Raw genomic sequence first — 26,524 nt, 5'->3', positions numbered from 1 at the left:
TCAGTCTCCTCTTTCGGGATCGATGTCGCCCCGGCGCGCGCGTTCGGCGGCCAAGCGATGTTGTTTGGTGTTCTTCGGAAATGGCTTCTTCGCCCGCTTCGGCGTGTGAATGTTGGCGTGTGGCGCCCCCGGCGGCTCGAGACCGAGGCTGCGCTTCAATTCGCGTTCGGCAGCCTTGCCGCGCCGCATGGATTCCGCGACCAGTTCGTCGGTGAGAACAAGCCGCGCTTCTGCGATATCTTCCATCGTCAGCCACACGTCCGCGTCCTCACCGGCTCTGGCATCATCCCGGTGCAGCCGCACCGCGCCGCCCTCGACGCCGGCGAGCGTTCCGCGGAAGCGCTTGCGTCCCTGATGGGCAAGCGCCATCTCGACCTTCGCAAGGTGGCCGGTAAAGCGTTCGAAGTCCGAGCGGCGCACCAGGGGACGATCGATGCCGGGCGAAGAAATCTCCAGCCGATAGGCGCGGTCGATCGGGTCCGCGATGTCGAGCACCGGCGACAGTGCTCGCGAGATCGCCTCGCAATCCTCGATCTGCATGGAACCGTCTGGTCGCTCAGCCATGATCTGTACGGTGCAGCCAGCCTCTCCGGAAATCTTGATCCGGACCAGGCGGTACCCCATGCCGTGCAAGACTGGCGCAGCGACCGCCGATACGCGCGCCGCCACGCCCGGCTCGACGACGAGCCGGGGCTCATCGAGCAGGTCGGTCTCAAGGGAACCAGGCGTTGGGTCTATCATATCAGGGGTCAAAGGGGTCTTCGGGCGTCTTGCGTCGATGCTGCTCGCGTCCATGTCAGGTTCCGGGCCTCAACAGGCCAAGCCCTTTCAGGTAATAAAAAAGAGCGGGTCCCGCAGGGCCCACTCTCACTACGCGATCGTAGAGAAAATGTAAGTTGGATTGAAATATAGCTTTTTTTCGCGGGTCCGACAAGGCCCGCAAGACGCCGGAGGCGCTAATTTCGCGGACGCCGGCCCACGGCAAACCTAACGCTTCTTTCACCATGCCAACCTAGATTGCCGCCGGCTAGCGTCCCAACGGTTTACGTGTAGTCCATGACCGTCGTCACGTCGCTGTTACCGGACATCGAAGAAATCGTCAGGCGCGGCGATCCACAGCGCCTCGCCAAAGTGAGCCGCGGCATCGCCGAGCTGTTCGTGCAGCGGGCGGTCAGCTTTCAGCCCGGCCATATTGAATTGTTCGATCACATCCTGACCGGCATTGTTCCGCAAACCGAGATCTCGGCTCGCGCGGCTATTGCCGAGCGTATCGCAGCACTTGTCAACGCGCCGCCGACGCTGATCGGCCAGCTCGCGCGCGAAGACAACATATCGGTGGCAGGCCCGGTGCTGCGCCGGTCGCCTGTGCTCGAGGAGCGGACGCTGGTCGAGATTGCGCGCGCAAAGGGGCAGGATCATCTGCTCGCAATGACGGAGCGCGCGACACTTTCGCCTGGCCTGACCGACGTGATGGTTCAACGCGGCGAGCGCGATGTCATCCGCCGGGCGGCCGCCAATGCAGGGGCGAGATTTTCGGCGATCGGCTACTCCGCGCTGGTCAAACGCGCCGCCAAGGATGGCATGCTGACGCTCACGGTCGGCCAGCGCAGGGATCTCCCTGACCGACTGTTGAAGGAGCTTTTGTCGGGATCGGTCGACGTCTTGCGGCGGCGCCTGTTCGACATTGCCGAGCCCACCCGGCAGGCTGCCGTCGCAAAAGCGATGGGCGAGATTTCCGGCAAGGCGGACCAGCCCGAAAAGCAGCGCGACTTCGTGCCGGCGCAACGCACGATTCTCTCGTTGTATCGCGCCGGCGATCTGGACCAGGACGCGTTGCTCGGATTTGCCAAGGGCTTCAAATACGCGGAGACGGTCGCCGCTTTATCGGCGATGTCAGGTGTTCCGATCGCCGCCGTTGACCGGTTGATGGCCGGTGATCGTCACGATCCTATCCTGATCATCGCCAAATCGATCGGGCTCGATTGGCCGACCGTGCGTGCGCTGGTTCTGCTGCGGCTCGGGCCCGCGCGGATACCGGCCGCGGCGGATATCGACAATATCAGGATGAACTTCATGCGGCTCGCGCCCTCCACCGCTGAGCGGGTCGTCAGTTTCTGGCGGGCGCGCGAGACGGCGTGATCCAGCGTGGCTAAATTAGTCGATCTTCTTAAAAGTCAGATACGTGGCGGCGCGGCCTTCCCGCGTCGCCTTGCGGCCATAGCGGGTCATCGTGTAGCCGGGCCACGGCACGCACCAATCGGATGCTCGCTCCGCCGTCCACACAAAATCCGGCGCGTGCGCAAAATGCCTCAGCGTCCAGGCAGAGTAGTCATCGATGTCGCTGACAAAGCGAAACTCTCCGCCCGGCTTCAACGCGCGCGCCATCGCCGATATGGTCGCATCCTGCACGAAGCGCCGTTTCCAGTGGCGCCGTTTTGGCCATGGATCCGGGTGGATCAAATCGATCCGTGCCAGCGAGCATGCCGGCAGCCAGGCCAGCAGCTCCGCGGCATCACCGGCGAACAGCCGGACATTCCCGATGCCGTTTGTCTCGATCAATGTCAGGATCTTGGCCATGCCGTTGACATAGGGCTCGCAGCCGATGAAGCCGGCATTCGGAAAGGCGCGCGCCTCGGCGATCAGATGCTCGCCACCGCCGAAGCCGATCTCGAGCCGGACATGATCGACCGGTGCGTCGAACAGCGCGTTCAGGTCGGTGACCGGCGCATCAGCAATGTTGAGCGACAGCTTCGGCAGCAGATGCGCGACGAGGTCAGCCTGATGGGCACGCAGTTTGTGGCCCTTGCGGCGGCCGAAAAACGCGCGCTGACCCTGGGGCGTCGCATCGCCCGGGCGCTTTTCGCCGATGTCGTGATCGCCGGTTCGCGTGTTCATTGCAGCGTCTGGTAGAGCCGGTACAACAGCCGCGTCCTCGGCTCGATCGACGAAATGTACATCTGCTCGTAGTGGGTGTGCGCGCCCTCGCCGTCGACGCCGAGACCGTCAAGTGTTGCGGTGAAGGGCGCGGTAAAATTGCCGTCGGAGCCGCCGCCGGAATAGCTGTCGCGCAGTTCAAAGCCGATGTCTGCGGCAAGCGCCTTGGCATGTTCGAACAGTGCGGTTCCACCAGGGCTCTTCTCGAACGGCGGACGGTTGAGCTCGCCTGTCACCTTGACGCTGACGTCTTCGGTCTTTGCCGTCAGGCCCATTATCTTCTGCATCAGCGCTTCCGCATCGGCAAGGGTCGGCACGCGCATGTCGACTTCGGCATAGGCCTCTTCCGCAATCACATTGGGTTTGGTGCCGCCTCTGACAACGCCGACGTTCACCGTGATGCCGCGCGAAAGATCGTTCATCGCCTCCAGCGTCTGGATGACGCTGCCCAGTTCACGGATGGCGCTTCGGCCATCCTGCGGCCGCGTGCCGGCGTGGGAAGGCACGCCTCTGATGAACACCTCGAAGCGCGCCACGCCCTTGCGGCTGGTGACGATCTTGCCGCCGTCGCGCGCCGGTTCCGTGACCAGCACATATTTGGCCTTGCGCCCTTCCGCCTCGATCAGGGCGCGCGAGGTGGGGCTGCCGATCTCCTCATCGGAAACATAGAGATGGGTGATACCGAGCGGCGAATGTTCGCCATTGGCGCAGAGTTCGCGAAACGCATGAAAAGCCAGATAGGCGCCGCCCTTCATATCGTAGATGCCTGGGCCGAAGGCGCTGTCGTCCTTCACATGAAATGGCAGCCGCCCGATGAATCCAAGCGGATGCACCGTGTCAAGATGGCTCAGGACGAGAATCCCCGGCCGCTCCTGGCCCCATGACGACCGCACCACGAGGTGATCGCCGCATCCGGAATGGCCTGCGACGCGATCGAGCCTTGCGGGCAGGCCGCGATAGCCGTCGGCGACAATGCTGGCAAGCTTGTTGACCTGATCGGGTGCGTCGGTCGGCGTCTCGATCTCGACCCAGCGGCGGATGCCGTCGAGGATCGCATCGGGATCAAGGGGACGGGCGGTTGCAATTGGCATGGGGTTACTTGTCCGATCGATTTAAGCCTTGCTCGCTCCCGCGCAAAGGCGAGCCGCCGGTACTTTGGAAGCCCGGTTCAATAGCATCATTGCCAATTCCGGCAACGGATAGTGTGAAAGCGATCCGTGCCGATCGCCTATATCGGACGCTTGTCCGCGCCCTCATGGGCAGCGATCTGTTCGACGAGTTCGACTATGCTGCGCCGAAGCTTGGCGTCGCCGATGCGCGTGAAAGCGCGCGTCAGCGCCAGACCCTCCGATGTCGCAAGGAAATCGGAGACGTAGGAGGGCGAGGGGCCGTCGATGACATTGTCCGCTTTCGCCGTGCCGCTTGGGCCGCCTTCGAACAGAAAGGATACCGGTACCTGAAGGATTTCGGCGATCTGCTGAATGCGGCTCGCACCGACGCGGTTGGTACCCTTTTCGTATTTCTGCACTTGCTGAAAAGTAAGGCCGAGCGCCTCGCCCAATTTTTCCTGGCTCATGCCGAGCATGATGCGGCGCATACGCACCCGGCTGCCGACATATTTGTCAACAGGGTTGGGCGCTTTGGTCGACATCGCCGACGCTCCTCCAGCCACGGTGCAGCGGATACGAATTATGCCTCAGGCGGAGAAGCCGTCAAATGCTGAGCGGCGCGAAGCTGTGGCCGAAATGACGCTCCATGACTTATTTTGCAGTGCGACGGCGGAGCACCAAGAACCATGCAGCGGCCAGGATGATCAGGATCGGAACATCGCCGACGCGGGCGTACGTCGTCGGCGGGATGGCGGCCGGCAAGGACGAATCCAGCACGCCTTCCAGCCCCAGTCCGAGCCGCGCGACGATGCGTCCCACCGGGTCGATCACCGCGGAGATGCCTGTATTTGCTGCGCGAACCAGCGGCAACCCCTGTTCGACGGCGCGCATGCGCGCCTGTTGCAGATGCTGATAGGGGCCCGTGGAAATTCCAAACCAGCCGTCATTGGTGACGTTGACGATCCAGCCCGGCCGGTCCTTTTGTTCGACAACATCACCGGGAAAGATCGCCTCATAGCAGATCAGAGGTAGCATGGGCGGTGCATTCGGCACCTTCATGCTGCGGCGAACCGTCCCCGGAATGAATCCGCCCTGGACCTTGGTCAGCTGCTCGAAGCCGATCTTTTCCATCAGGCCCTGGAACGGCAGAAATTCGCCGAACGGCACCAGATGCAGCTTGTCGTATACCGACAGCACGTTGCCCTCGTGGTCGATGACATAGATCGAGTTATAGGCGCGCCGGATCCGCGTGCCCGGCGGCACGTCGGGCGCGCGCACCGATCCGGTGATCAAGACCGCACCCTTGGGCAACAGGTCGGCGATCTCTGCCATCGCCTCAGGTTCGCGGGTCAGGAAGAATGGAAACGCCGATTCCGGCCAGACCAGGATGTTGACGTCGCGCACGCCGGTGGACTGCGGTCCGGAGGCGCGGTCAGACAGCGAGAGATATTTCTTCATCACCTCCGCCCTGGCGCCATAGTTGAACTTCGCATCCTGCTGCAAGTCGGGCTGCATGATCCGCAGTTTCGGGCCCGCCAGCATCACGGTCGGATGCCGGTTCAAGCGGACGGCACCGAAGACCGTCATGGCGAGCAGTACGGCGAGGGCGAGTGCCGGCGCGATCCAGCGCTTGCGCTTGCGCGAGGCGCCGTCGATCAGGACCGCCGGACTTGCGAAGATCGCCACCGCCAGAAATGTCAGGCCCCACAGACCGATCAGCGAGGCGGTCTGTGCGAGCACCAGCGGTTCGGTCAGCGCGTAGCCGAGCGCATTCCACGGAAACCCCGTGAGCGCATGGCCGCGCAGCCATTCGCTCATGGTCAGGCTGGCGGCGAGTGCGACCACGCGCGACGCATCGCGAGTCCAGAACAGCCGCGCGAGCCCAAAGCCGAGCGCCATGAACAGCGCGAGATAGGCCGGCAGTCCCAGAATCGCGAACGGCATCAGCCAGGCGAAGGTCGATGCGTCCACCAGGAAAGCATAGCCGATCCAGTACAGTCCCGGCACGAAATAGCCGAGCCCGAACCACCAGCCGGTCAGCGCCGCTGCCGGCACGCCGCGCCATCGCCCCGCACCGGCGCCATCGATCTGCCAGACGATGACGGGAAAGGTGACAAACAGGATCGGCCACGCATTGAACGGCGCCATCGCGAGCGAGGAGAGCGCGCCGGCGAGAAGCGCGATCGCTGCGCGCTTCCACCCCCAGGCCAGGATGATCGCAAGACCGCCTGCCCGCAGTTTATGGGAGATCGTCACGACGAGGCGGCTCCATCGCCGGGCGGGTTGGTCTGCTCGCCCGGCGGGGTAGCGTCGGGCGCCGCCTCGCGGCGCCGATTTTCACGCTGGGTGCGCAGCGGCGTGCGCTCCTTGCGCGTGGCGATGCGCAGCCGCTTGACCCGCCGCGGATCGGCATCGAGCACTTCGATTTCGAAGTTGCCGGGCCCGGAGATCACCTCGCCGCGCACCGGCAGTCGGCCGACGTGGCTGACCAGAAAACCGCCCAGTGTTGCGACTTCCTCGCCGGCCTCTCCGGTTACGAACTCTTCGCCGATCACGGAGCGGACGTCCTCGAGGCTTGCGCGCGCATCTGCAATGAAGGAATTATCCCCCTGCCTCACGATCGCCGGCGGTTCGTCGCTGTCGTGCTCGTCGTCGATCTCTCCGACGATCTGTTCAACGATGTCCTCGATGGAAACCAGGCCATCTGTGCCGCCATATTCGTCGACAACGAGCGCCAGGTGAATGCGCGAGGCCTGCATCTGCGCCAGGAGATCAATCGCCCGCATCGACGGCGGCACGAACAGGAGCTTGCGGATGATATTGGCCTCCGACAGCGGCAGCGCCAGATCGACCGCGCGTAGATCAAGTCCTGCCGGAAGCGGCTTCTTGGATTTCGGCCTGGTTTTCGGCTTTGCCGCCTGATTCGTCATGAACGCCAGCAGGTCGCGGATGTGAACGATGCCTTCGGGGTCGTCGAGGGTTTCGTTGTACACCACAAGACGGGAATGGGCGGCGCTCTCGAACAGGCTCATCAATTCACCGAGCGGAATGTCGCGCTTGACCGCAACGATATCGGCGCGGTGGATCATCACATCCGCAATACGTCGCTCATGCAGCGAAAGGATGTTGCGCAACATGGTGCGCTCGACGGCGGAAAAGCCGACCTCATCGGGCCGCGAGGCGTCGAGCACGACTTGCAGGTCGTCACGGACCGATCCTGGCTTCCAACCGAACAGCGTGCGGATGGCGCGCACCAGCCAGTTATCCGCGACCGGGCGCATAAGCTCGCCCTCCTGCACGACCGCCGGCAGGTTGCGCGTGTTGCGCGGATTGTCTTGGATCGGGTCGGAGTCCGGCATCTCACATCCGCTCCGCGTAAGGGTCGGGAATGCCCAGCTGCGACAGGATTTCGCGTTCCAGTTGCTCCATGGTCTCGGCGTCCTGATCCTTCTCGTGATCATGGCCGATCAGATGCAGGAAACCATGCACGGCCAAATGGCTGAGATGTTGATCGAACGGCTTTTGCTCCTCGTCGGCCTCGCGCCGCGTCGTCTCGTAGGCGATCGCGATATCCCCGAGCATGCGCGGTGCATCATCAGTCTGCCGCGGGCCGCGTGGTTGCAGGGCCGGGAACGATAGCACGTTGGTCGGCTTGTCGATGCCGCGCCAGTTTCGATTCAATGTCCTGATGCCGGCATCGTCGGTCAGCATGATCGCGAGTTCGCTTTCGCCGACATCGGCGGTGACGAATTCGGCCGCAGCCGCGATGGCGCGGTCGATCACAGCCGCCGCTTCAGGTTCGGCCTGCCAGCAGTCGGCGGTCACGAGAATTTCGGTAATCGGAAGGGCAGACGGTGCCATCGGTTAGGGCGTTATCTATGCAACGGTGGTTCGGCCGCCAGTGTGACAACAGGCGAGCGGGCGGAGAAGCGGTGTTCCGGCATTATGCTTTCCCGGCTGCCGGCCGCTGCGGCTTTCCTTCATAGGCCGCCACGATCCGCGCCACCAGTTCATGGCGAATCACGTCTTCGGCGGTGAAATGCACCTGGGCAATGCCGGTCACGCCGTCGAGCAGTTTCACCGCTTCCGCAAGGCCGGACGCCTGACCGTTCGGCAGGTCGACCTGGGAAGGATCACCGGTGACGATCATGCGGCTGTTTTCGCCGAGGCGCGTCAGAAACATCTTCATCTGCATCGACGTCGTGTTCTGCGCTTCGTCCAGAATGATAACGGCATTGGTGAGCGTGCGACCGCGCATGAACGCCAGCGGCGCAATCTCGATTTCGCTGGTTTGCAGCGCGCGCTCGACGATGCGCGCATCCATCAGGTCATAGAGCGCGTCGTAGATCGGGCGCAAATAGGGGTCAACCTTTTCGCGCAGATCGCCGGGCAGGAAGCCGAGCCGCTCGCCGGCTTCCACCGCCGGACGCGTCAGGATGATGCGATCGACTTCCTTGCGCTCGAACAGTTGCGCGGCATGCGCGACCGCGAGCCAGGTCTTGCCGGTGCCGGCGGGCCCGACGCCGAATACCAGTTCGTGGCGCTTGAGCGCGCGAATGTAGGAATCCTGAGCTGCGGTGCGCGCCCGCACCGGACGCTTGCGCAGGTTGATGGTCTCGAACGAAGACTTGGCTGCTTTGGGGTCGAATTCGAAAAGCGAACCTTGGGCGATCACGGCGCGGATCGCTCCTTCGACGTCACCTTGCGCGATGTCCTGGCCCTGGCTCGCCTGCGTATACAATGTCTCCAGCACCCGCCGCGCCGCGTCGCAGCCGTCGCGCGAACCGGCCACCGTGATGTGATTGCCGCGGGAATCGACCACGACGCCGAGACGCCGCTCGATCATCGCGAGATTTTGTCCGTAGGGGCCGACCAGCGCGGAAGCGGCTCGGTTATCGTCGAAGTCGATGACGAATTGAGTCTCGGGCGGAACTTGCATGTCGCGGTCAGGTCTGCGGCTGGTGCTCACTTTCCGTGGTTCGTAGTCCATTGCAGCGCCCATCTGTTACGAACCACGGAAAGTCATGAGCACCAGCAAATCTGTTGTCGTGGCGCCGTCTATCGATTTGAAGTTTCCAAAAGGAGTTTGCAGCGCACTCGGAGGAAATTTCAAATCGGCGGCGCCATTAGCGAGCGACTGTGAATCCGATGCGCTTTTTGGCAAGTGTTCAGGCTCCCATTGGCGTTTCATGAGAGGTGGTCACAAGCCGCGTATCGGGCGAGGCAGAAAGCGGCGGCGCATTCTCCGCGAGTTCACCGAGCAGGCTGTAGCGCTCCAGGCTTTCGATCTTCACCGGCAGGACCTGTCCGATGATGCTCTGCGGCGCCATTACATGCGCGGGTTGAAGATAGGCGGTGCGGCCGACGATCTGTCCAGGATTGCGGGCCGCGCGCTCGAACAGCACATCGACGGTAGTCCCAATCGAGGCCTTGTTGAAGGCCGATTGCTGGCTGTCGATCAGTTCCTGAAGCCGCGCCAATCGCTCGTCCATCACTTCCGCTGACACCGTCTCCTGCATTTCCGCGGCCGGGGTGCCGGGCCGCGGCGAGTATTTGAATGAATAGGCACCAGCGTATCCGATTTGTGTGACCAGAGCGAGGGTGGCTCGAAAATCTTCTTCGCTCTCGCCGGGGAAGCCAACGATAAAATCTGATGAAAATGCAATGCCTTGGCAGGCCGCGCGGAACCGGTCGACGACGCGGCGATAATCTTGAGCGGTATGTTTGCGGTTCATCGCCATCAGGATCCGGTCGGAGCCCGACTGCACCGGCAGATGCACGAACGGCATCACCGCCGGGATGTCGCGGTGTGCTTCGATCAGCGCCTCGTCGATATCGCGGGGATGGCTCGTCGAATAGCGCAGTCGGAGGATGCCGGGAATCTCGGCGAGCTGCCGCAACAATGTCCCGAGCGACCAGGTTCGTCCATCGGGCCCTTCGCCGTGATAGGCGTTGACGTTCTGACCGATCAACGTGATCTCGCGCACGCCATGTTCGGCGAGGCGTTTGACGTCATCGACGATCTTGGCAACCGGCCGCGACACTTCGGCGCCGCGCGTATAGGGCACGACGCAGAAAGTGCAGAACTTGTCGCAGCCTTCCTGGATGGTGACGAACGAAGATACGCCTCGAGCGCGGATCACGTCCGGCTGCGGTGGCGGCAGAAACGAGAATTTATCCTTTGCCGGAAATTCTGTTTCCAGCGCGCGGCCCTCCTTTTCGGCGCGCGCCAATAGTTCCGGCAGGTGATGATAGCTCTGCGGGCCGACCACCACGTCGACCGCGGGCGCCCGATTGATAATTTCGCCGCCTTCGGCCTGCGCCACGCAACCTGCAACCGCGATGTTCATGCGGCGGCCCTGACGCGCGGCGTCCTCCTTCATGACGCGCAGCCGGCCGAGTTCGGAGTACACTTTCTCCGACGCCTTCTCGCGGATGTGGCAGGTGTTGAGAATAACGAGATCGGCATCGGCCGCGTTCGCGCTCTCGACAAAGCCCTCGCCGGCCAGCGTGTCCACCATGCGCTGCGCATCGTAGACGTTCATCTGACAGCCATATGATTTGATATGGAGTTTGCGTGGCTTCATGGAATTCAGGTTTTGCGCGCCGCGCGTTTCAGGATTTGTCGTCGTCCAGCGGGACGCAATAGAGCTCCAGGCGGTGGTCGACGAGCTTGTAGCCGAGCTTGCGGGCGATTTCGGCCTGCAACTTCTCGATCTCCTCGGAGGTAAATTCGATCACCTTGCCGTCGCGCAGATTGATCAAATGGTCGTGGTGGCTGTCACGCATCTGCTCGTAGCGGGCGCGACCCTCGCGGAAATCATGCCGTTCGATGATGCCGGCGTCTTCGAACAGCTTGACCGTGCGGTAGACGGTCGAAATCGAGATCTTGTCGTCAACCGCGACGCAGCGCCGGTACAGTTCCTCGACGTCGGGATGGTCTTCCGCCTCGGCCAGCACGCGCGCAATCACACGCCGTTGCTCGGTCATGCGCATTCCGGTTGCCGCGCACCGTTCTTCGATGCCGGTCGTTTTGGGCGCGGGGTTGGATCTAAGCGCGGTCATTCGGGCCGTCACCGTCAGATATCGGGCTGCTGGAGTTGATCATAACACGTTCTGCCATCACGCAAATGTCACGACAAGTCGCGCCGCATCACCAGTGCATTCATGGCCTCGCCGCCGCTGTGCTTGTAATAGCGTTCGCGGCGCCCGACGACGCTAAATCCGGCATGCTCGTAGAGCCGCCGGGCCGGCTGGTTATTTTCTTCCACTTCCAGAAATACCCTCCGGACGCCTCGACCGGCGAGATGGCCCAGGTGGGTCGACAACAAGCCAATGGAAAGACCCCGGCCCCGATACGCTTCAGCGACCGCAATGGACAGTATTTCGGCTTCGTCTGCCCCGATCCGGGACGCCGAAAAGCCGACGATTTTACGTCCCATTCTCAAGCGGTGGATCAGCGTGTTTCGCTCGCTCAGCATGCGTTCGAATTCGTCTTCACCCCAGCCCTGATGGAACGATGCGCCATGGATGCGGGCCAGCGTCGCCGCGTCGCGCTGGCTTGCGGGTTCGACGACCGGCTGGTCGCCGCTCCATAGTCCGGAGAGCCATGAGTTCATGGTGAAACAGGCGGCACGCCGCCGGCGAGTTGCGCCTTCGGCGGCTTGACGTCAGGGGCCCGCAAATAAAACGGGCGCGCCGGGGCGGTATCGGGACTGACGGCAGCTCCAAGCCATCCGACCCAGGAAATGTCCGGGGCCGGTTGCGCATCGACCTTAAACGGGGCAACCGCATGCTCAGGCCAGCGCTCGGCGACCATGCCTGCGGCATTGCCGACCAGATGCGGCGCGCCAAACTGCCAGGTGTTGAGCGCTTCCGCGATCGGCGCCACGCGGGGCCGGACCAGCGCGCTCCCATTGCCGCTGACGACCTGCAGATAGACGTGGTCGTGCCGGGCATCGATCGCCGATACCACGGGGTGTTCGGCGTTCTGGCTGACGATCGGCGCGGCATAGGCTGCCAGCGTCGAGACGCCGACCGCAGGTATATTGGCTGCCAGTGCAATGCCGCGCGCCGCCGACAGGCCGACCCGAAGCCCGGTAAAGCTTCCCGGCCCGGCGGTCACAGCGATACGGCCGAGCCCTTTGAAAGCTACTCCGGATGCGCCCATCACACGTCCGATCAGCGGCATCAGCGCTTCGGCGTGCCCGCGCTTCATGGCCTGTGATTCCTGTGCGATCAGTTTGCCGGTCTCGGTATCGAGCACCGCAGCAGCGCAGGCATCAAGAGCCGTGTCGATGGCAAGGATCAGCATTGGGGAGCGAATAGCGAACCTTGAATCGCCAAGAGAACGTCAGGGTCTCTCATCTCTGCTCGCCATTCGCTGTTCCCCATTCGTCCCTTTCACATCGGCCGCACTTCGTTCACCTCGGGCACGAAATGCCTGAGCAGGTTCTGGATGCCATGCTGCAAGGTCGCGGTTGATGAGGGGCAGCCCGAGCAGGCGCCCTTCATGTTGAGATAGACGATGCCATCCTTGAAGCCGCGGAAGGTGATGTCGCCGCCGTCATTGGCGACTGCCGGCCGCACGCGCGTTTCGATCAGGTCCTTGATCATGTCCACCGTTTCAGCGTCGGCTTCGTCGAAAAACTCGTCCGCCTCGTCACTCGTGTCATCGCCGCCCACCGCGCCGTCGGCCAGCAGCGGCGCTCCCGACATATAGTGCTCCATGATGGCGCCCAGGATCGCGGGCTTCAGGTGTTGCCAGTCGCTGTCGTCCTTAGTGACGGTGACGAAGTCGGATCCGTAAAAAACGCTCTTCACGCCCGGGACACTGAACAGCCGTTCGGCAAGCGGCGAGCGGCTGGCGGATTCGCGGTTCGAGAATTCCATGGTGCCGCCGTCGAGCACGGTGCGGCCCGGAATGAACTTCAGGGTAGCGGGATTGGGCGTCGCTTCGGTCTGGATAAACATGAATCTCTCCGGCATCGCCAGTTAAACTGGCGTGTGAGGTGTGTCTATCAGATGGCGATCAGGAAAGCACGGTCAAGGGCGAAAATCCCGCCTAAACCTTTATGAAAGCGCGTCAATTTGCGCGCCCGAGAGGTCGCCGGGAACGATGACGACCGGTACCGGGAAGGTGCCAACCGCATTGGCCATGGCGGTGATGATCGGTCCCGGGCCCTCGGGGCCCGGATTGGCGGCCAATACCAGCATGACGATATCGACGTCCTTTTCGATCACGTCGATCATCTGCTCGGTGGGATCGCCTTCGCGGATCACCCGCTCCGGCGTGATCGCTGCAATGCCGTTGGCGCGGCCGCTGGCGCGATCGAGCGCGGCATTCGCCTCTTCCAGAGCCTCGGCGCGCATGATGTCGGCGACGCCCAGCCACTGTTGATTCTGGTTTTCGATCTCGACGATACGCAGCATCACCACGCTTCCGCCGGCCCTCACCGCCCAGCGGCTCGCATAGTGAACCGCGCGGTCCCCTTCCTCGGTGTCGTCAACGATAACCAGACATTTCGGCTTGTGACCCGTCTCGTAGCTGCGTCGCTGGGTGACCATGCGTGTTCCGAAGCTGCAACCAGCTCACATGGTGCCACGGCGCAGCCATCGACGACAAGCAGGGAGGCGGCGGGGTTTTCCGGAAAACCGAATGAGTGCGCCGCGAGATGACGCGGAACTAATGCTTTCGGATAAAGCCGACGATGTCCCGCGTCAGTTCCATGGTTTCGTCGGCGATCGCCCGCGCCCGGTCGGCGCCATCCACCAGAACGCCGTCGACATATCCGGGATCCGCCACCAGCCGCTTCATTTCGGATGCAACCGGCGACAGTTTTGTAACACAAAGCTCCACCAGCGAATTCTTGAAGCTGGAGAACTGTCCGCCCCCGAATTCGCCAAGCACGTCGGCCTTGCTGCGGGCGGATAATGCCGCAAAGATTCCGACCAGATTGTCGGCTTCCGGCCGCGCCTCCAGACCCTTTTCTTCCGACGGCAACGGCTCAGGGTCGGTCTTCGCCTTGCGGATCTTCTGCGCGATCGTGTCGGCATCGTCCGTCAGATTGATCCGCGAATAATCGGAGGGGTCGGATTTCGACATTTTCTTGGTGCCGTCGCGCAAGCTCATCACCCGTGTCGCCGGACCCGTGATCAGCGGCTCCGGCTGGGGAAAGAACAGGCCTTCATTGAAGCCGTGCCTGCGGATCGAATCGCCGAAGTCGTTGTTGAACTTTTGCGCGATATCGCGGGAGAGTTCGAGGTGCTGCTTCTGGTCTTCGCCGACCGGAACGTGCGTGGCGCGGTAGAGCAGGATGTCCGCCGCCATCAACACCGGATAATCATAAAGTCCCACGGACGCGTTTTCACGGTCCTTGCCGGCTTTTTCCTTGAACTGGGTCATTCGGTTCAGCCAGCCGACCCGCGCGACGCAGTTGAAGATCCAGGTGAGCTCGGTGTGGCCGGTCACCTGGCTCTGGTTGAACACGATATGCTTCTTTGGATCGATGCCTGAGGCGATGAAGGCCGCGGTCACTTCGCGCGTGTTGCGCGCAAGCTGGGCGGGGCCACCCCACACGTCGATGCCTTGCGTGATCGCATGCAGGTCGACGACGCAATAGATGCAGTTGTGCGTTTCCTGCAACTTCACGAAGTTGACGATCGCGCCGAGATAATTGCCGAGATGCAGGTTACCGGTCGGCTGCACGCCTGAAAAAACCCGTTCAACAATCGCCATGGTCAGTTTCCGAGGGGCTTCGTATCGCGGCAACCGACACGGGTCACAGCGTCTTGCGCCGTCCATTGCCATGCAAGTCCGCCCTGCGCAAGCTTTCAGACGCCGGTTCGGCGCACTGCGCGGATCGCTTCATTCCAGTCAATAACGCCAAGCAGGCTAAGGAACAGGCCGTAGAGGGCGATTCCCCCTGCAATGAGCGCGGCCACCAGGAGTAAATGCAGAGGCCCGGATGGATCGGCCGACGACAGCACGAACGGGACGGCCAGCCACAACAAGCCGCCCATCGCGAGCGCCGCAGCAACGATCCGCGGCAGACGGTGCCGAGCGGCGGCGTCGATCGAGAAACCGAATGTGGTGAGACTTCGCCGGATCAGCGACAGCGCGCCGCTCCAGGCGCCGAGCGCGATCGCGACCGAGATGCCGCGGATGCCGAACGACCGGTCGAGCATGACGGCGACAACGATCGTGACCGCAAGGCCCTTGAGTGTCGCCCACAGCGGCGTGACAGTATCGCCGCGGGCGAAGAATGCAGGCGAGGTCGCCTTGGTTAACACCTGTGCCGGGAGTGCGAGCGCAAGCCATGCCAGCGCCTGCGCGGTGCCCGTGGTGTCGCTCGCGACAAATGCGCCGTGCTGGAACAGCAACCGCACCACCGGCTCGCTCAACGCGATCAGTCCAAGCGCGGCCGGAAGGGCCAGCCCGGTTGCAAGTTCGAGCCCGCGCGATTGGGCGTGAATCGTTGCGCTTTGATCATCGGCATGTACGGTGCGCGCCAGTTCGGGCACCAGCACGGCGCCGACGGCAACGCCCACGATCCCGAGCGGCAGCTCGATCAGACGGTTGGCAAAATAGAGCCAGGACACGGCGGATGATGAGCTCGATGCGACGATCGCGCCCACCACGATCAATAGCTGTGGTCCGGCGCCGGCCACCATTCCGGGAACTGCCCGGGCCACAAAGCCGCGCATCTCGGAATCGAAGGCGACGCGCAGTGGTGTCGCGAAATGGCTGCCGCGCGATCGCAAGATCAAGATCAACAACTGCATCAGGCCGGCGACGCCGACCGTAGCGGCGATGCCAAATCCTGCATGAAATTCATCCCATCGCCGGAAGAGAAGGACGACCATCACCGCGATCAGGGTGCCATTGAAAAACAGCGGCGCGAACGCCGTCAGCGCGAAGCGGCCTTGCGCATTCAATAGCGCCATTGTCACCGTCGCCGGTCCGGCAAAAGCCAGATACGGCAGCATCAGGCGGGCATCGTTCACGGCGAGCTGCAGGGTTGTCGTGGCAAAGCCTGGCGCCAGCGCCGCGATGATCAGAGGCATCAACAGTCCTGCCGCGAGAGTTGCGGCGATCAGCGCCATGCTGATGGTGCCCAGCACCCGGCCGGCAAAGGCGCTGGCTGCGTTTGTGCCTTTCGTCTCCTTTGCGGCGAGCCAGATCGGCACCAGGGCGTTGTTCAGAGCGCCTTCGGTCAGGAGCCGGCGCACCACATTGACGAGCTGAAACGCCAGCAGAAAGGCGTCGGCCACAGGTCCAGCGCCAAGCAGCGCCGCGACCATGGCGTCGCGCGCAAAGCCGAGCAGCCGCGAGGCCAGCGTCCCCATCGAGACCGTGAGAAACGGGCGAATCATCGGCTCTTCTATAGCAGAAGGGTCGATTTGAGTTTGCCTCTCGCGCCGCGATCGTGATAGGCGGCTACACCCATCAACTGGACGCCTCATCAGGACAGCGACATGACCCCCGCGAAATACGACGTGCTCGGGATCGGCAATGCCATTTTCGACGTATTGGTGCAGACCGACGAGGGTTTTTTGATCCGCCACGGCATGACCAAGGGCGGCATGTCGCTAATCGACGAGGAGCGCGCGGCGGCGATCTATCGCGAGATGGGAACGGCAACCGAGATGTCGGGCGGATCGGCGGCCAACACCATAGTCGGCATCGCCAGCCTCGGGGCCCGCGCCGCCTACGTCGGCAAAGTTAAGGACGACCAGATCGGACGTCTCTATGCGCATGACATCCGCGCCGCAGGCGTCACATTCGAAACCAGGGCGGCGGCTGACGGTCCCGCGACCGGCTGCTCTTATATTTTGGTGACGGGCGACGGCGAGCGCACCATGAACACATATCTCGGCGCGGCCCAGGAACTGACGCCGGCCGATATCGATGCCGATCAGATCTCGGCATCCGCGATCCTTTATCTCGAGGGTTATTTGTGGGACCCCAAAAGCGCCAAGGAAGCCTTTGTGAAGGCGGCGACGATCGCGCACAAAGCGGGCCGTCAGGTTGCGCTGACCTTGTCGGATTCTTTTTGCGTCGACCGTTATCGCGACGAATTCCTCGAGTTGATGCGTAGCGGCACGGTCGATCTCGTCTTCGCCAACGAGGCCGAACTGCATTCGCTTTACCAGACAGCTGATTTCGACACCGCACTCAAGCAATTGCGCGGCGATATCGGTCTTGGTGTGGTGACCCGGAGCGAGAAGGGCTGCGTCGTCGCTGCAAAGGACGGCGTGACGGCGGTCCCGGCATTTCCGATCGAGCGGCTCGTCGATACGACGGGGGCGGGCGATCTGTTCGCGGCAGGCTTCCTGTTCGGCCTCTCGCGCGGCGCGGGTCATGAGAATGCCGGTCGCCTCGGCGCGCTCGCCGCGGCCGAGGTGATCCAGCACATCGGCGCGCGGCCGCAGGTGTCACTGAAGGAACTGGCGCAGCAAAACGGATTGCCGGTTTAAGCCACGCGACAGTCCGTCATGTCCGGTTAGGGCCGGGCACGACGGCTGTGAAGCTACGCTGCTTTGCGCCCCGTCGTGGCGTCTAGCCCATCATAGACGCCACGCTCGAATCCGGCGAAGGCTTCCAGACACGTTTCATCGGCGAACGGCAGCACCTGCATCAGGATCACGCCGGTCACGTCTCGGGCCGGATCGATCCAGTAATAGGTGTTGGCAAGACCAGCCCAGGCGAGGCTGCCGGGACTGCGGCCTTCCGGCGTCTGCTCGGTCGTGATCAGGAAGGAAAGTCCCCACTTCTTGACCATGCCCGGGTAGAGATCGACATCGTTGGTGTATGGCGGCGCCGCCGAAATCATCTTGGTCACGACAAGGTCGCCGATGTGGTTCTGACCCATCATGGCGACGGTTTCGGGTTTGAGTACTTGATTGCCGTTGCCGCGCCCCTTGTTGAGGATCATCTGCGTGAACTTGATATAGTCGCCGGCGGTGCCATAGAGGCCTCCGCCACCCATGTGGAATTCCGGATTCTGCTCGAGCTCGAACTCGATCGATGACAGCGAGCCGTCGGCGTCCCGCGCATGCATGCCGACCAGCCGTTCGCGCATGGAGTCCGTCAGCTTGAAACCGGTGTCGTTCATGCCGAGCGGCGCAAACAGATGGTCGCGCAGATAGGCATCGAGCTTTTTGCCGCTGACCGCTTCCACCGCCTTGCCGACAAAATCGATATTGGTGCCGTATTCCCAGCGGGTGCCGGGATCGGAGGCGATCGGGGTTTTCAGCGCGGCATGCTGGCAGGTGATGATGCCGGGGATATTGGCTTTTGCCAAATAGGTCCCCATGTCGCCGTTCCACATGTCGTAGCAAAAGCCCGCGGTGTGCGTCATGAGGTGGCGCAGCGTGATGGCGCCGTTGGCTGGCCGCAGCTGTGGCTCGCCGTCGGCATCGAATCCTTCGAGCACCTGCGGTGCGGCGAGATCGGGCAACAGCTTGCCGACCGGCTCGTCCAGCGCCAGCTTGCCCTGTTCGACGAGTTGCATCGCCGCCGCAGTCGTAATCGCCTTGGTCATCGAGGCGATCCAGAACACGCTGTCCGTCGTCATGGCATCTGGTTTGGACAGGTCGCGCTTGCCGAATGCGCCCTGATAAATCACCTCACTGCCGCTGGCGGCCACGGCAACGACCCCGGGAATTTCCAAGGCATCGCTCTTCTGACGCAGAACATGATCGATCTGGGCTTTGCTTTGCATGGGGTTACCTCCTAGGTTATTTTTTTAGAGTGCGTGATCATCCTCCCCGATATTTGCCGCCGCAAGCGCGCGGCATTCCGGTCGCGATCTCGTGAACGGCTGGAACCAGGCAACAGCTTGCGCATTTTGTCTCGCCACAGATGCCACAATTTTCCACCAATCAGACCGCATCTTGGGCCAGATTCGATTGGCGGCACGGATCGTTTTGGGACAAATTCCCTGCCGCATCCTCAGTAATGCGTTCACATCAAAGCGAAAATGCAGCGTACGCGTTGCAATTGATCCGCCTTTGCACCAAATAAAGTGTGGCATTGCCGAGGCATTGAGGGACGTCGGATGATCACCACCTGGAGCGAATGGAAACGGTACCCTCGGGCCGGACGCGGTGAGAACCTCGAAGCACCGATCTCGCCGGGCATTTACGAAGTCCGTTTTGCGGCGACCGGTGCGCTGCATTCCTTCGGCGCGGTCGACAATGTCGCACAGGCGCTGGCGTTGCTGCCGATGGCTGCCAGATCCTGGTTCAGCCGCCGCGGGCCGGCCCAGATGCCCGATCTCGAATATCGCACCTGCGCGACGTCCACGAAGGCGGATGCCAAGGCGGCAGCCGAGCGCATGATTGGGCGGCGTGAAACCTATCTGAGCGGCGCGGCCTGATTGCGGCCGCCTGGACCGTCTCCCGCCCCTGCGATTTTCGCACGTCGGATTGATGCGGCTGCCGCGCGGGCGGACCGTGCATTGCGGCCGGTTCCGGCCTATATGGGGCCGGACCAGAAAATCCTTGGGAGTAAGGCCATGACCCCGACCGCCGCTGCACGTACATCCCAGTCCGCTGCCGCAAGCTTGCGAGACCGCCTGAAGGACCCCTCGCTGCTGCGCGAGCAGTGCTACATCGACGGCACCTGGGTCGGGCAACCCGAATTCCCCGTCACCAATCCCGCCACCGGCGTGGAGATCGCCAGGATCGCCCAACTGGGTGCGGCTGACGCGACCCGTGCGGTCGAAGCCGCCGAGCGGGCGTTTCCAGCTTGGGCGAAGCTCACCGCCAAACAGCGCTCGAATATTCTGCGCAAATGGTTCGACTTGATCGTCGCCAACCGCGAAGACCTGGCGCTCATCCTGACTTCGGAACAGGGTAAGCCGCTGTTCGAAGCCCTCGGCGAGGTCGATATCGGCGGCGCCTATGTCGAGTTCTTCGCGGAGGAAGCTCGCCGCATCTATGGCGAGACCATCCCGAGCCAGCGCAGCGACGCCCGCCTGCTGGCGATCAAGCAGCCGATCGGCGTGTGCGGGGCGATCACGCCGTGGAACTTCCCGAGCTCGATGATCACCCGCAAAGTCTCGCCGGCGCTGGCCGCCGGCTGCACCGTGGTGCTCAAGCCGGCCAATGAAACGCCGCTCAGCGCCCTGGCGCTGGTGGCGCTCGCCGAAGGGGCCGGCGTGCCCAAGGGCGTCTTCAACGTCATCACCGGCGACGCGCCGCCGATCGGGCTCGTGTTGTGCGAGCATCCGGCGGTGCGCTTTGTCGGCTTCACCGGGTCGACCGAGGTCGGCAAGATCCTTTACAAACAGGCTTCGGTCGGCGTGAAGAAGCTCGGGCTCGAGCTTGGCGGCAATGCGCCGTTCATCGTGTTCGACGACGCCGATATCGACGCCGCCGTCGAGGGTGCGATCGTCTCGAAGTACCGCAACATGGGTCAGACCTGCGTCTGCGCCAATCGCATCTACGCACAGGACAAGATCTACGATCAATTCGTCGAGAAGCTGTCCAAGAAGGTTGCGGCGATGAAGATCGGCGACGGCACCGACCAGGGCGTCATCCAGGGTCCGCTGATCAACATGGAAGCAATCGAGAAGGTCGAGCGGCATATTGCCGACGCCGTGAAGGGCGGCGCCAAGGTCGTAACCGGCGGCAAGCGCCATGCGCTTGGCCGTACCTTCTTTGAGCCGACCGTGCTCTCGGATGTGAAGGCGGATGCGCTGGTGTCGCGCGAAGAAACGTTCGGGCCGGTCGCGCCGGTGATCCGCTTCAAGGACGAAGCCGACGTGATTGCGATGTGCAACAAGTCGCCATTTGGTCTGGCGTCCTATTTCTACGCCCGCGATCTCGGGCGGGTGTGGCGGGTGGCCGAAGCGCTGGAGTCGGGGATGGTCGGCGTCAACTCCGGCCTGATCACGACCGAAGTAGCGCCATTCGGCGGCGTCAAGGAATCCGGTCTCGGCCGCGAGGGCTCTCACCACGGCATCGAGGAATATCTCGAAATCAAGTATGTGATGATGGCGGGCGTCTGACGCGACCAGTCGCCAGATCATCGAGTCTAGAGACCTAACGTCACTTCGGCCCAGTGCACGACGACCTCGCTGTTGAGGAAGGCGATGACGCTGGGCTCAAGTTCTTTCGGCGCATCGTGTGCCACTGTCGCGGTCGCCACAATCGCATCGCAATGGTCATTGAAGGCGATGGCGAGCACGAGCTGGGGGCATGGTAGGGCTCGCTCACCGTATAGGCGCGGCTGCGGCCCTTCATCCAGGCGACCTTGATCTCATGGCCTGCGCCCAGCACCGCCGGCTTGCCGCCCATCAAATTGAAGTCACTGAGCCAATCGAGTTCGTTGTCATCGGAGACGCCGGTCAGGCAATTGCAGAAGCCGATCTTGGGCCGGATGTAGACATTGACCTCGACGCCGCAATCGGCCGCCGCGCAGCGGAAGGCCTTGCCTTCACCCCACTCGTCGGTGGGGAATGGCCATTTCGCCTCGGCAAATTTCGGATGGTTGGGCGCCGTCAGTGCCTGGCTTTGAAGGCGCATCGGCCAGGCGAAGAACGCCGACAGGCCAAAGGAGGCTCCGAGCGCCAGGCCCAGCACCACGGCAATGGCAGCGCTTCGGTTCCTCGGCATCCTAGTTGCTCGCGACAAAGGTTCGCGCCACGGCGAGTACCGGCCGCGCTGAATCGGAGTTGGCGGCGAGGGCCAGCAGCTTCTTGTAATTCGCCTTGGCCGTGGTGGTGTCGCCGAGCGCCTGGGCCGCCTGCGCCGCGCCGGCATAGCCGTTGAAGCGGTTTGGCTCCTTGGCTTTCGTTGCCTCGAACTCTACCAGCGCCTCCTTGGCCATGCCGCGGTCGAGCAGAATGAAGCCGTAAAGTTCGCGGGCCGGCGCGAGTGGGCCGGGCGTGACCGGCGCTTTTTCGGTCTTGTCTTCGGCGTCTGCGGCCGCAGCCATCGCTTTCAGCGCATCGTCGTATCTGCCTGCCTTCGGCGTAGCATCCAGGCGTCCGTGATCTGCTGTTCGATATCCGCCTGTGTCGCCCAATAGTCGTTCTTCGCCTCGCGCAAGCGATCGCGAATTTCGACGAGTTTGGCGAGGTCGGCTCGCGCCGCTGCGACATCGCCTGAGCGTGCCGCGCCGAGCGCGCGGGCGAAATGAGAAATCGCCATCACCTGTGGAAACTTGTTCTGAACGACGTCAAGCCTGGCCGCCCCGCGCCAGTCGCCGCGTTCGACCACATAACGGGCCGGTGCCGCGGCGCGCGAAAACGCGCCGCCGAACGAATCCGGATCGGGCGTGACTGCTTCGATGGCGTCGATGACATGCTGCGCCTTTTCGTCCTGCGCGAGTTGCAGATACGCGTAGACGAGATAGTCCCGGCCATGCAGCTGCTCGCCGGTTTCCCCGGCGGCCTGGCGGCTTCCACCGAAGCGAGATTGGCCGCGATCGATTCCTTCCAATAACCGACGCGGGTGAAAATGTGCGACGGCATGTGCTGGGCGTGCGGTGCTTTGGGCGCAATCTTGGCATACCGCAGCGCCGCCGGCAGGCCCTTGGCCGCGAGCGCCGGATAGTCATAGAGATGGATCAAATAATGGGCGATGCCGGGATGCTGCGGCTGGCGCTGCCAGATCGGCTCCCAGGATGGCTGCGCCCTTGAGCTGGTTGGCGTAGGTCTTGTCGGCCGGAGAGGCCGCCACGTTCAGCGTGATGGCGTAGAATATCTGCGCTTCGTCGTCGTCGGGATATTTCGCGGCGAGCGCTTCCATCTTCTTCAGATAGGCCTGCACGCGCGCCTGCTGCGGGATCTTGTCGCAGTCGACATACATAACCGAGAGCGCATCGATATAGTCGTGCTCGCGCTCGCTCCTGGCCCCGGTCTCTTCGGCCTTCTGGATGGCGACCAGCCCGAGCGGAAGATTGGGGGCGGGGATGGCGCCGTGGGGATTGCCGAGCAGCGACAGCGCAATGCCCCAATAAGCGATGGCGCAGGTGGGATCGGCCTTGAGGGCCCCCTCGTAAATCTCCTTCGACTGGGCATACCAGAACGAATGCTGATAGCGCATCGCGCGGTCGAACCGCCGCTGCGCAACCTCGTTGCAGGTTGTGGCAAAGTGCACCTTGCCGAGCTTTTGATCGTTCGCGTCCTGCGCGAGAGCGGGGAAGCCGGCAGTGAGCGCCGCCGTGGCGGCAAGTGTGGCACCAAGCAGCATTCACGCATGATTGCGCTCCTTTGCCTAAACGGGCGACCGCGGATGCGGACGCGATCATAGGCCGTCGTGATAACCTGCTCAACATGCCGCAATGGCATTGCTGTCACGACCTCGCATCTACCGCCGGAGCACACCGATCAGGCGGTTGGCAAAGGTCAGTCGCTCGGCCATGACTAGCACAAAAAACGTCAGCAGTTTCTGACTGAGCAGCGGACTTTCCGTCTTGATCGCCTCGAATTGTCGGCGGCTGAGGACATAGAGAACGCTGGCGATCTCGGCCTGGATGGTGGCATTGCGCGGCGCACCCGCCACGAGGCCCATCTCGCCGATGGTCGTATAGCGGCCGAGGCTTCGCACCCGCGTCAGCCCCCCATCGCCGGTCGGGATCATCACGCCGACGCGCCCATCGAGGATGAAATGCATGGAATCGGCGGCATCGCCGGCGCGTACGATGATGTCTCCGGCGCGAACCTCCAGCCGCTCGCAGCGATGCATCAATTCCGCCGCATCTTTCTCGGTGCCGAGGATACGGGTGAACCAGTCCCGCAATGAGGCTTCCTCGCCGCCGTGACCCTCGTGCTGGGCGATGATCTCGTTTTCGCACCACTCCAGGGCATGATCGAGCTCCGGCATGATGCTGACTTCGCCGGAAATGAACTCGCTTGAGCGAAGCGCCTTTTCCGCGGCTGCCTGCATGTTCACCAGCACCAGGCGGATGCCGCGGTCCTGTGCTACGCGCTTGATCTGGGCAAAGCTGTACGCTGCCGACGAGTCGATGCCGGTCACCAGCTTGAAGTCGAACACCAGAAAGCGGCACTCCGGATGGCGCGCCAGCAGCGCCTTGACGTGCTGATAGAGGCGATTGGCGGAGCCGAAGAACAGATAGCTCTGCAGGTTCAGGCCCTGGATGCTGCCGCCATGGGCGGCGAGCACCGCGAGCTGCTCGCGGGAGCGGTCGAGCGAACTGCGATACTCCGATCCGTCGAAGGAAAATTTGATGGAGTCGATGCGCGAGGCGCTGAGGGCGAAGGTCGCGCAACCGATGACGACGCCGATCAGTATGCCGGCAATGAACCCCCATTGCACGATGATGACGATGATGGCGAGCAGCGACAGATATTCGGTGACGGAAAGCCGCCGCCGCGACTGCACGATCCATTTGTGGAGCGCGTCTGCGCCGAGATAGATCAAGAGGCCGCCGAGCACGAATTTCGGCATGTAGCCGAGCAGGGTGGGCGCAAAGGCCAGCATCAAAAGCGAAATCACCGCAACCGTCAGCCCTGAGAGGGGGCCGGTGCCGCCGGAATTGAAGTTGAGCACCGACCGGCTGATCGAGATGCAGCCGGGATAGCCGCCGAAGGCGCCGTTGAGCATGTTGGCAAGGCCTGTGATATTGAGCTCCCGCTCCAGATTGGCCTCGCGGTTCGTCGCGACTTCGATACCCGTGGTGTTGAACAGCGTGGACGAGGCGGTCACGAAGATGACGGCGACCAGATTGCCGGAAAGATCGGCCAGCATCGGCCAGGGATAGTGTCGGAGAGCGTCGCTGCTCCAGGGCAGCATGAAGCTGATGCGGGGCGGCGGCTGAAAGGTCCAGCCGGCAGATTGCGCGTCGGCGAGCGAAATGCCTGCCAGCCAGAACAGAATATGCGCCGCGATAACGCCGCCGATGAGAATGGCAGGCAGTCCGAATGACGAGCGGGAGCGGTGCCAGGTCATATAAAGCACCAGTGCCATGATGCAGGCGGCGGCAAGCTTGAACAAAGTGAGTATGTCCTGGAACTGGCCCAGCGTTGCCAATTGCAGGCGCTGGCCGGTAATGACGCGGACCGCGCCTAGAAGGATCAGGAACCCGGTTGCACCAAGAAAGCCGCCGACCACCGGATAAGGCACGTAACGGATCGCGCGGCCCATGCGCGTCATGCCGAAGCCGCACAGCACGGCCCCCGTGATCACTGTCGTCACCGCCAGCGTGATCAGGACGGGTGCAAGCAGGGGCGCGGATGGGTCGGCGGCGACAATGCGTTCCACCATGGAAGAGGCGAGAATGCCGGTCATGGCCGCGGTGGAGCTGTCGGGTCCTGCAACAGCGAAGGGCAGCGAACTCCCCAGTGCGACCACGGCGGCAAGGATCGCGGAGGAAATGAACGTTGCGGCGACGCCGTAGGACAGGTACGGCGACAGAGGCCCGCCAAAAATCAAAAGCGCATAGGACAGTCCGAAGGTGACGGTCAGCACGCTGGCGGCGCTGCCGCCGAGAATATCCTTGAGCATCCCGCGCGGCGACAGCCTCGGCAGGGCATTGATTGACTGAATGCTCACGCGCCCCTTTTCCCCGGGCGTTATAATTTGAGATCGTGTCCGGTGACGCGGCGATAGGCTTCGAGATAACGCTTGCTCGTGGCATCGACGACATCGGCCGGCAAGGGCGGCGGCGGCGCTTCGCCATTCCAGCGGCCGGCGCGGCGCTCGCCATCGAGATAGTCGCGCAGCGGCTGCTTGTCGAAACTCGGCTGCGGCCGGCCCGCTTGATAAATGTCGGCAGCCCAGAACCGCGAGCTGTCCGGCGTCATTACCTCGTCGATCAGGATGATGCGGCCATCCGCGTCGCGGCCGAATTCGAATTTCGTATCGGCGATGATGATGCCGTGCTCGCGACTGATCTTTTCGCCGCGCGCGTACACCGCGCGCGTCATGCTTTCAAGCTGGCGCGCCACGTCATCGCCGACGATCTCGCGCATCCGGGTGATTGTGATGTTCTCGTCGTGGCCGCTCTCGGCCTTGGTGGCGGGGCTGAAGATCGCGGGTTCGAGCTTGCCGCTTTCCAGAAGGCCGGATGGAAGTTTCTCGCCAGCCAGCGTGCCGGAAGCGGCGTACTCCTTCCAGGCCGAGCCGGAAAGATAGCCGCGGATCACGCATTCGATCGGAAACACCTTGGTGCGCTTGCAGAGCATCGCGCGGCCCACCAATGCATCGCGATGCGCCTTCAGCTCGGGCACCTCGCCAACGATCGCATCGGCGTCCGCGGTGATCATGTGGTGCGGCACCACGACATCGAGCTGATTGAACCACCAGGCGCTGATTTGGGTCAGCACCGCGCCCTTCATCGGAATGGTCTCGCCCATCACGATATCGAAGGCGGAGATGCGGTCGGTGGTCAACAGCAGCACGCGGTCGTCGCCGACGCTGTAGATATCGCGAACCTTGCCGCGCCCGATCCGCGGAAGAGGCAAGTCGCTCGCCAGCATGGTGGTCATGAAATCCACTTTCGAAAC

The 26,524-nt window shown here is 62.9% G+C and carries 27 protein-coding genes; 4 read left to right on the top strand and 23 right to left on the bottom strand.

Going from position 1 to position 26,524, the window contains the following annotated elements:
* Complete coding sequence (gene rimP / locus NEZ08_RS24710) at positions 1 to 741, bottom strand: ribosome maturation factor RimP (RefSeq protein WP_298113188.1); 741 nt, start codon at positions 739 to 741, stop codon at positions 1 to 3.
* Positions 742 to 1,056: 315 nt separating this feature from the next.
* Between rimP and NEZ08_RS24705 the strand changes: the two genes are divergently transcribed.
* Positions 1,057 to 2,139, top strand: coding sequence for a DUF2336 domain-containing protein (locus tag NEZ08_RS24705; protein WP_298113088.1), 1,083 nt, complete (start codon positions 1,057 to 1,059; stop codon positions 2,137 to 2,139).
* Between the two features lie 15 nt (positions 2,140 to 2,154).
* On the opposite strand, the gene NEZ08_RS24700 is transcribed toward NEZ08_RS24705, so the two are convergent.
* The 15 genes from NEZ08_RS24700 to murJ all read right to left on the bottom strand — a co-directional run bounded on the left by NEZ08_RS24700 (position 2,155) and on the right by murJ (position 16,418).
* On the bottom strand, positions 2,155 to 2,895 hold the full coding sequence (locus NEZ08_RS24700) for a tRNA (guanine(46)-N(7))-methyltransferase TrmB (protein ID WP_298113086.1): 741 nt from the start codon (positions 2,893 to 2,895) through the stop codon (positions 2,155 to 2,157).
* On the bottom strand, positions 2,892 to 4,025 hold the full coding sequence (locus tag NEZ08_RS24695) for a M20 family metallopeptidase (RefSeq protein WP_298113083.1): 1,134 nt from the start codon (positions 4,023 to 4,025) through the stop codon (positions 2,892 to 2,894). Before NEZ08_RS24695 ends, NEZ08_RS24700 begins: the two co-directional genes overlap by 4 nt.
* A gap of 137 nt (positions 4,026 to 4,162) precedes the next feature.
* Complete coding sequence (locus NEZ08_RS24690) at positions 4,163 to 4,585, bottom strand: helix-turn-helix transcriptional regulator (RefSeq protein WP_298113080.1); 423 nt, start codon at positions 4,583 to 4,585, stop codon at positions 4,163 to 4,165.
* A 109-nt stretch (positions 4,586 to 4,694) separates the two neighbouring features.
* The gene (gene lnt / locus NEZ08_RS24685; RefSeq protein ID WP_298113078.1) at positions 4,695 to 6,299 is read right to left on the bottom strand and encodes an apolipoprotein N-acyltransferase; all 1,605 of its coding nucleotides are present in this window, start codon (positions 6,297 to 6,299) and stop codon (positions 4,695 to 4,697) included.
* Positions 6,296 to 7,402, bottom strand: coding sequence for a hemolysin family protein (locus NEZ08_RS24680; RefSeq protein WP_298113075.1), 1,107 nt, complete (start codon positions 7,400 to 7,402; stop codon positions 6,296 to 6,298). Before NEZ08_RS24680 ends, lnt begins: the two co-directional genes overlap by 4 nt.
* A 1-nt stretch (position 7,403) precedes the next feature.
* Complete coding sequence (gene ybeY, locus NEZ08_RS24675) at positions 7,404 to 7,904, bottom strand: rRNA maturation RNase YbeY (protein WP_298113073.1); 501 nt, start codon at positions 7,902 to 7,904, stop codon at positions 7,404 to 7,406.
* Between the two features lie 82 nt (positions 7,905 to 7,986).
* Positions 7,987 to 8,982 (bottom strand): PhoH family protein, encoded by a 996-nt coding sequence (locus NEZ08_RS24670; RefSeq protein ID WP_298113070.1) that lies wholly within the window; start codon positions 8,980 to 8,982, stop codon positions 7,987 to 7,989.
* A gap of 229 nt (positions 8,983 to 9,211) precedes the next feature.
* Positions 9,212 to 10,630: a tRNA (N6-isopentenyl adenosine(37)-C2)-methylthiotransferase MiaB gene (gene miaB / locus NEZ08_RS24665; protein ID WP_298113067.1), complete on the bottom strand. Its 1,419-nt coding sequence runs from the start codon at positions 10,628 to 10,630 to the stop codon at positions 9,212 to 9,214.
* 28 nt (positions 10,631 to 10,658) lie between these two features.
* Entirely contained in the window at positions 10,659 to 11,108 is a 450-nt protein-coding gene (locus NEZ08_RS24660; protein WP_298113064.1) for a Fur family transcriptional regulator, read from the bottom strand.
* Between the two features lie 68 nt (positions 11,109 to 11,176).
* Positions 11,177 to 11,662 (bottom strand): ribosomal protein S18-alanine N-acetyltransferase, encoded by a 486-nt coding sequence (gene rimI, locus NEZ08_RS24655; RefSeq protein ID WP_298113061.1) that lies wholly within the window; start codon positions 11,660 to 11,662, stop codon positions 11,177 to 11,179.
* Complete coding sequence (gene tsaB, locus NEZ08_RS24650) at positions 11,659 to 12,357, bottom strand: tRNA (adenosine(37)-N6)-threonylcarbamoyltransferase complex dimerization subunit type 1 TsaB (RefSeq protein WP_298113058.1); 699 nt, start codon at positions 12,355 to 12,357, stop codon at positions 11,659 to 11,661. The genes rimI and tsaB overlap by 4 nt, the downstream gene beginning before the upstream one ends.
* A gap of 89 nt (positions 12,358 to 12,446) precedes the next feature.
* Positions 12,447 to 13,016, bottom strand: coding sequence for a NifU family protein (locus tag NEZ08_RS24645; RefSeq protein ID WP_298113056.1), 570 nt, complete (start codon positions 13,014 to 13,016; stop codon positions 12,447 to 12,449).
* Between the two features lie 99 nt (positions 13,017 to 13,115).
* Complete coding sequence (locus NEZ08_RS24640) at positions 13,116 to 13,610, bottom strand: universal stress protein (RefSeq protein ID WP_298113055.1); 495 nt, start codon at positions 13,608 to 13,610, stop codon at positions 13,116 to 13,118.
* A gap of 118 nt (positions 13,611 to 13,728) precedes the next feature.
* On the bottom strand, positions 13,729 to 14,781 hold the full coding sequence (trpS, locus tag NEZ08_RS24635; protein ID WP_298113053.1) for a tryptophan--tRNA ligase: 1,053 nt from the start codon (positions 14,779 to 14,781) through the stop codon (positions 13,729 to 13,731).
* A gap of 95 nt (positions 14,782 to 14,876) precedes the next feature.
* Positions 14,877 to 16,418, bottom strand: coding sequence for a murein biosynthesis integral membrane protein MurJ (gene murJ / locus NEZ08_RS24630; protein ID WP_298113051.1), 1,542 nt, complete (start codon positions 16,416 to 16,418; stop codon positions 14,877 to 14,879).
* A 102-nt stretch (positions 16,419 to 16,520) separates the two neighbouring features.
* On the opposite strand from murJ, the gene NEZ08_RS24625 reads away from it, so the two are divergent.
* Positions 16,521 to 17,522, top strand: a complete 1,002-nt coding sequence (locus tag NEZ08_RS24625; protein ID WP_298113049.1) for an adenosine kinase — start codon at positions 16,521 to 16,523, stop codon at positions 17,520 to 17,522.
* Between the two features lie 53 nt (positions 17,523 to 17,575).
* On the opposite strand, the gene NEZ08_RS24620 is transcribed toward NEZ08_RS24625, so the two are convergent.
* Positions 17,576 to 18,769 carry a serine hydrolase gene (locus tag NEZ08_RS24620; RefSeq protein WP_298113046.1) on the bottom strand — a complete coding sequence of 398 codons (1,194 nt, stop codon included), beginning with the start codon at positions 18,767 to 18,769 and terminating at the stop codon, positions 17,576 to 17,578.
* 336 nt (positions 18,770 to 19,105) lie between these two features.
* On the opposite strand from NEZ08_RS24620, the gene NEZ08_RS24615 reads away from it, so the two are divergent.
* Both NEZ08_RS24615 and NEZ08_RS24610 read left to right on the top strand, forming a co-directional pair.
* Positions 19,106 to 19,426: a hypothetical protein gene (locus tag NEZ08_RS24615; RefSeq protein ID WP_298113043.1), complete on the top strand. Its 321-nt coding sequence runs from the start codon at positions 19,106 to 19,108 to the stop codon at positions 19,424 to 19,426.
* Between the two features lie 138 nt (positions 19,427 to 19,564).
* Positions 19,565 to 21,061 (top strand): NAD-dependent succinate-semialdehyde dehydrogenase, encoded by a 1,497-nt coding sequence (locus NEZ08_RS24610; protein ID WP_298113038.1) that lies wholly within the window; start codon positions 19,565 to 19,567, stop codon positions 21,059 to 21,061.
* A gap of 40 nt (positions 21,062 to 21,101) precedes the next feature.
* Here NEZ08_RS24610 and NEZ08_RS24605 read toward each other — a convergent pair whose 3' ends face one another.
* The 6 genes from NEZ08_RS24605 to NEZ08_RS24580 all read right to left on the bottom strand — a co-directional run bounded on the left by NEZ08_RS24605 (position 21,102) and on the right by NEZ08_RS24580 (position 26,506).
* A complete protein-coding gene (locus tag NEZ08_RS24605; RefSeq protein ID WP_298113036.1) occupies positions 21,102 to 21,668 on the bottom strand; it encodes a hypothetical protein in 567 nt (188 codons plus the stop codon).
* A 1-nt stretch (position 21,669) separates the two neighbouring features.
* Positions 21,670 to 21,990 (bottom strand): hypothetical protein, encoded by a 321-nt coding sequence (locus tag NEZ08_RS24600; RefSeq protein ID WP_298113033.1) that lies wholly within the window; start codon positions 21,988 to 21,990, stop codon positions 21,670 to 21,672.
* Positions 21,991 to 21,995: 5 nt separating this feature from the next.
* Positions 21,996 to 22,496 (bottom strand): hypothetical protein, encoded by a 501-nt coding sequence (locus tag NEZ08_RS24595; protein WP_298113030.1) that lies wholly within the window; start codon positions 22,494 to 22,496, stop codon positions 21,996 to 21,998.
* A gap of 114 nt (positions 22,497 to 22,610) precedes the next feature.
* The gene (locus NEZ08_RS24590) at positions 22,611 to 23,249 is read right to left on the bottom strand and encodes a hypothetical protein (protein ID WP_298113026.1); all 639 of its coding nucleotides are present in this window, start codon (positions 23,247 to 23,249) and stop codon (positions 22,611 to 22,613) included.
* A gap of 117 nt (positions 23,250 to 23,366) precedes the next feature.
* A complete protein-coding gene (locus NEZ08_RS24585) occupies positions 23,367 to 25,523 on the bottom strand; it encodes a SulP family inorganic anion transporter (protein ID WP_298113185.1) in 2,157 nt (718 codons plus the stop codon).
* Between the two features lie 68 nt (positions 25,524 to 25,591).
* Positions 25,592 to 26,506 (bottom strand): phosphoribosylaminoimidazolesuccinocarboxamide synthase, encoded by a 915-nt coding sequence (locus tag NEZ08_RS24580; protein WP_298113024.1) that lies wholly within the window; start codon positions 26,504 to 26,506, stop codon positions 25,592 to 25,594.
* Positions 26,507 to 26,524: the final 18 nt, after the last annotated feature.

This window comes from Bradyrhizobium sp. (assembly GCF_027451485.1).
Taxonomy (GTDB): domain Bacteria; phylum Pseudomonadota; class Alphaproteobacteria; order Rhizobiales; family Xanthobacteraceae; genus Bradyrhizobium.
This window is presented reverse-complemented; position numbering and strand designations above follow the sequence as displayed.